The sequence below is a fragment of the Oscillibacter sp. CU971 genome (assembly GCF_905219725.1).
GTDB lineage: Bacteria > Bacillota > Clostridia > Oscillospirales > Oscillospiraceae > Oscillibacter.
Map to the genome: position 1 here is coordinate 1 of NZ_CAJMXG010000226.1, position 4,586 is coordinate 4,586.

The 4,586-nt window shown below is 57.3% G+C and carries 8 protein-coding genes; 1 reads left to right on the top strand and 7 read right to left on the bottom strand.

All coding sequences use genetic code 11. The features are described 5' to 3' along the window. Positions 1-93 precede the first annotated feature (93 nt). From JX325_RS12895 to JX325_RS12925, 7 genes are all read right to left on the bottom strand, one after another. Positions 94-570, bottom strand: a complete 477-nt coding sequence (locus JX325_RS12895; protein WP_204791511.1) for a hypothetical protein — start codon at positions 568-570, stop codon at positions 94-96. A gap of 682 nt (positions 571-1,252) precedes the next feature. After that, complete coding sequence (locus JX325_RS12900; RefSeq protein WP_204791512.1) at positions 1,253-1,540, bottom strand: hypothetical protein; 288 nt, start codon at positions 1,538-1,540, stop codon at positions 1,253-1,255. A 24-nt stretch (positions 1,541-1,564) separates the two neighbouring features. Beyond that, positions 1,565-2,845, bottom strand: a complete 1,281-nt coding sequence (locus tag JX325_RS12905; RefSeq protein WP_204791513.1) for a DnaB-like helicase C-terminal domain-containing protein — start codon at positions 2,843-2,845, stop codon at positions 1,565-1,567. Further along, positions 2,838-3,503, bottom strand: coding sequence for a hypothetical protein (locus tag JX325_RS12910; RefSeq protein ID WP_204791514.1), 666 nt, complete (start codon positions 3,501-3,503; stop codon positions 2,838-2,840). Before JX325_RS12910 ends, JX325_RS12905 begins: the two co-directional genes overlap by 8 nt. Next, positions 3,500-3,823: a hypothetical protein gene (locus JX325_RS12915; RefSeq protein ID WP_204791515.1), complete on the bottom strand. Its 324-nt coding sequence runs from the start codon at positions 3,821-3,823 to the stop codon at positions 3,500-3,502. Before JX325_RS12915 ends, JX325_RS12910 begins: the two co-directional genes overlap by 4 nt. Continuing rightward, positions 3,813-4,013 carry a DNA-binding protein gene (locus tag JX325_RS12920; RefSeq protein ID WP_204791516.1) on the bottom strand — a complete coding sequence of 67 codons (201 nt, stop codon included), beginning with the start codon at positions 4,011-4,013 and terminating at the stop codon, positions 3,813-3,815. Before JX325_RS12920 ends, JX325_RS12915 begins: the two co-directional genes overlap by 11 nt. 92 nt (positions 4,014-4,105) lie before the next feature. Further along, positions 4,106-4,303, bottom strand: coding sequence for a helix-turn-helix transcriptional regulator (locus JX325_RS12925; RefSeq protein ID WP_204791517.1), 198 nt, complete (start codon positions 4,301-4,303; stop codon positions 4,106-4,108). A gap of 125 nt (positions 4,304-4,428) precedes the next feature. Between JX325_RS12925 and JX325_RS18745 the strand changes: the two genes are divergently transcribed. Further along, on the top strand, positions 4,429-4,586 hold a 158-nt coding region (locus JX325_RS18745), incomplete at its 3' end, for a helix-turn-helix domain-containing protein (RefSeq protein ID WP_374220621.1).

Here is a 4,586-nt window from a genome sequence, read left to right on the forward strand (position 1 = left end):
AAGGTCCCGCTTGGATTCGTTTTTGAATTGTTCATCCACATAAGGTTGAAATTTGGTTACAAGGTCAATTGCCATAAAGTTATATCAATCCTTTCAAGTTTTCGGCTTGAAGGCGGCGGAAATCATATGCTCGATATTCATGCTTCCGAAACCGTGCTTGTCCACGCCGGGGAGCTTCAGCGGTTCGTGCTGAGGATTAAACGCGCCAATCTCCAGCAGAGAATCAACGGTCTTCTGGAATTTGTCCTTGTCGGAAGTGTCCAGCACGTCCAGCAGGCACATGACGCCCGTACCTGATTCAGGACGCCCGCTCCAGACCCTGCCGTCCTTGACTACGCTCTCCAGGTAGTCCCGGCAGTCCAGGCGGCTTTCCCGCGCCCTCAATTGGATTTCTCTCTCATCTATGGCGGACGGCTCCGTCCTCTGACGCTCACGGGCCAGCCGCTCGGAAACGATGCGGTTCACATCGTCTTGGGTGAACATCCGCTCTCCGCCCTGTTCCCCCGATGCCTCCGGGGTGGGAGTGGTGGGCTGCTGCTGGATGTCCTGGGTGTTGTTGATGCTTTCCATATGTACCTCCGTTTAACGCCGTAGAGTTCGGCTGAATAGGTTCCCCAGGGGGGCGGGGGAAGGAGACGCGGGAGAATGAACAAGCCCGCATAGAACCCCGCCCCGGAGGGAACAGAAAAAGGCATGAGACAGCGTTGCAGCCGTTCCCATGCCTTCTGTTGGCTAACCCTTGCGGGCGGTACTCATGCCTAATTCACAACGATATTTTACCACAATATGGCGGCGTGGTCAAGGATTTTCTCTGGAATCGCAAGGCTTTCCCGGCTTTTTAGTTGCCAAATAGATATGTAAAAACGGGGCATGACGGTCGCTTTNGCGGACCTTTCCCCANGCCAGNAGAGGCCGGAGGGCCGACAGAACGGCGTCGGCCTCCTCCCGCTCTTCAATTGTGTGGGAAATGGTGACCTTCACAGCGTGGCCTCCTTATGCAGCCACTCCCGGCGAATCAATGCCGCCGCCTTCTTCAAGCCGGGAACGCACTCGGGGTGGTCCTTTTCCATGCCAGCTTGCACCGCTCGGATTCTCCGAACNGCTCTCTTGAAAGCGCCGCGGCTGTTCCCTTCCGGCACGGGTATATCTTCAACCCCCATCATGGCGGGAATGATAGCAGCCATAGCTAGATATCCGTCATGATCGGTCCGCTGTAATTCTAACAGCCCCTTCACCAGCTTTTGCTTATCATTCATTTGACAGGCCTCCCATTTTCGGTTATAGTGGAGGCGGAAACAGCCGTCGAATTCTGTTCCGCCCCGCCCTCGCCAGTGTTCGCAGCATCGGCGGGGGCATCTTTCATTTCTGCCCGCCGGACAATTCCGGCAATCTCACCCACGATCTCCCGGTCAGTCCGGCCCGTGAAGAGCTCCGGGAAAACGGCTCTTGCCTCGGTGCAGACCTGGGATATCGTGCAGTCGCAGCTCTCCCCGGGGTCCAGGTTCGCCCCGCAATGGGGGCAGGTCCGATAATAACTCACGTCCAATCCTCCTTTTTTGCATTTTCACTGAATTTTGATGATTTTTCCCGTTGCCGGGAAGAAACCGGCGGAACAGCTCCCAATGCGCCCGTGGCGATTTTTTCGGACGATAATCTCCAGTTCCACCGATTCACCGGCTCCCATTGGCGTTTCGTCCAGCTCGTAGTAGTCCGCCCGATGCAGCATAATCACTCCGTCGGCGTCCTGCTCAATAGCTCCCGAATCCCGCAGGTCGGACAGCTGGGGCCGCTTATCATTGCGCCCGGTGTTCTCCCGGTTCAGCTGTGCCAGGGCCAGCACAGGGACGCCAAGCTCCACCGCCAGAGTTTTNAACTGGCCGGAAATGTCCGTCACCGCCTCATAGCGGGAGGCCCGCTTGTCCGCCGGAGTGACCTTGCCCAGGTAGTCCACTGCCACACACTGAACGCCGGGAATGGACTTCGCCATGTGGCGGATTTGGGCCACGGTAGCCGACGGGCGGCGGCTTATGTAGACCGGGAGGTTTTTTAAAATATTGCTGGCGGAGACAATCTTGTCATAGTCCAGACTATCTTCATCGCCCAGCAGGATTTCATCCGACGGGATACCAGTCAGCCGGGCAATGCGCTTGCCTTGAATCTGTTCCAAGGCCATCTCCAGCGAAACGAACAGCACGGGGCCGGTAGTCTTGGCTACGCTGTCCGCAATCTGCAAGGCGAATGTAGTCTTACCCATGCCAGGGCGGGCCGCGAGCACGTACAGGCCGGACCGAAGCATACCCTTCCCCAGCATACGGTCCAGCGGCTGGAAGCCCGTGGACACCGCTCCTTTGCCGTCCAGGACCCCTTCCCGGTGCTGGAAGAACGCTTCCCAGGCGTCAGACGGAGACGCGATGTCTGCCGCCAGTGTCCCCCGCTCGATCTCTCCGAGCCTGGAAAGAACCCCGGAAATGATCTCCGCCGCTTCCCGGTCGTCGGCGATGGAAGCCCGCATTTCATCCGCCAGGGCGGACAGATTGCGCTTCTGGGCCTTGTCCCGCAGCAGGGAACAGTACAGCTCCACGTTCGCCCGTGATATCGCGATGTCTCCAAGTTCCCGAAAGAAGCCGTCCGGCAGGGTATATCCCCGGCGCTTCACCGCCGCATGGAATACGGCGCTGTCCGGCTCCTCCAGCTCCAGGGCGGCAGAGAACAGGGCGGCGTTCAGGCCGGGGGAGAAATCTCCCTCGTTGACCAGACGGGAAACGGCGGGCTTGGTATCCGGGCACAGCAGCAGACAGCCGATGATGGAGGCTTCCGCGTTCTCCGGCAGGTGGTATTCAGGCATCGAAAACGCAGGCCTCCTCCCCATCCTCGCCAACAACAAGCCGTCCGCGCTTGGCGCTCTTGGGCTCTGGGCTTATCTCCTTGGCCCTCTTTTTCTCCCAGGTAATCAAAGCGGCCCGCCAATTCTTCATGGGGCTTGACCCGACCTTCCAGCCCTTGGAGGCATAGAACGAGACAAATTCCTCCGGGTCAATCCCGTTCTTCCGCTCCAGACAGTAGGCGGCTACGTCCTCCACGGTTGGAGGCGTGAAGCGCTCACGCTTCCCCCTGGGGGGGGTAAGGGGGGAAATAATTACTTCTGGTTCTGGTTCTTCTTCTGTCCCATGTGGTACCGCATGGTTTTGGACGGTATCGCACGGTATCGAATGGGGGCATACGGAACCATATGGTTTCTCGTCTTTTGGAGGCCTTCCTCCATTCGTACCACTGGAAATTCTTTTTATGTACGTCGCCCATGCGTCTTCAAGGTCCGGGATGAAGGCTGAAAAGGCGATGCTCTCGATAGGGGACAGTCCGGTAGGTCTCTCTCCTGTCTCCAAAAATTCCCAACAGGCCAGCAGTACGTTGACGGCAACTCTGGGCTTTAGCTGCTTGACCGTCGTGCGCCGCTCCAGCTTCATCTTGAACCAAGAAGGGTGTTTTTCCTTGCTGGTGCTCAATGAGTATCGCCCTCCCCCTCAAGCGCCCCCATCATCTCGATCGGGTCCAGCGGGGCGCCCTGCGTCTCCCCTCCGGCGAGACTGTCCCACAGCGAGTCCAGATTAAAGGCGATGGTACGCCGCTCCGCCTTCCCGGCCTCTAAGAGCTGGAGCCCCCAGCGTTTGCAGATGCGGGAAATGACCTCCTTACTCGACATTTCAAGCAGACCCGCCGCTCGAAGCTGGTCCTTCGTCAGCGTGATCGGTACCTCCCGGTTGGTTTCGCTCTCCGGGTCCCAAACCCGTGCATAGAAGCGCAACAGGTGAATCTCAATTTTCATTGTTCGTTCCTCCTTCAAAATAACCCAAAAGTTTATCCACGTTTACCAGCTTCTTGCAGCCGACAGCGACATGGGGAACTGCCCCCGTGTTAATCAGCCGCCGGATACAGCGCAGCGTCACGGCGCTGCCGGGATCCTCCTCCTTGATGAGGGCAAGGGCCCCTTCCGCCGTCCTCATTCTCGTGGGCACGGGGTCAACCTCCTTCCAGCCGCTCCACCAGGGACATGATCCAGCTTGTCAGCTGCCAAGCCCCGGCCAGCATGATTGCAAAATATATGGCTCTATCCCTCCCTGATGATGTCCGCCACGGGGACCCCCAGACCCGCCGCCAGCTTTCCAGCCGTCTTAGGCTCACAGGTCCCGCGCCGAATGACGGTGCTGATGTTCTGCCGGGAAATGCCGCAGCTTGCCGCAAGGGCTGTCCGGGTCATGCCCCGCTCCGCAAGCATCAGCTCAATGCGCGTAGTGTTGATGGTCATGCGCTCATCTCCGTTCCTGATGGGAACATAGTACACCACATTTTCGTTCTTGTCAAGAACCTCTTTTGGATGTATTGACTTTGCGTTCCTGACAGGATACAATAATTATAATGGAGGGCTGCAAAATGGAAACAATTAAGCGTGCTCGAAATAAGAGAGGATGGACACAAGAACAATTAGCAAATGCCATTGGAGTTAAGCGGTCTGTAATTTCCAAATACGAAAATGGAACAATTAGCCCGTCTACCGATATGTTACACAAAATAGCGCGTGCTCTTTATGT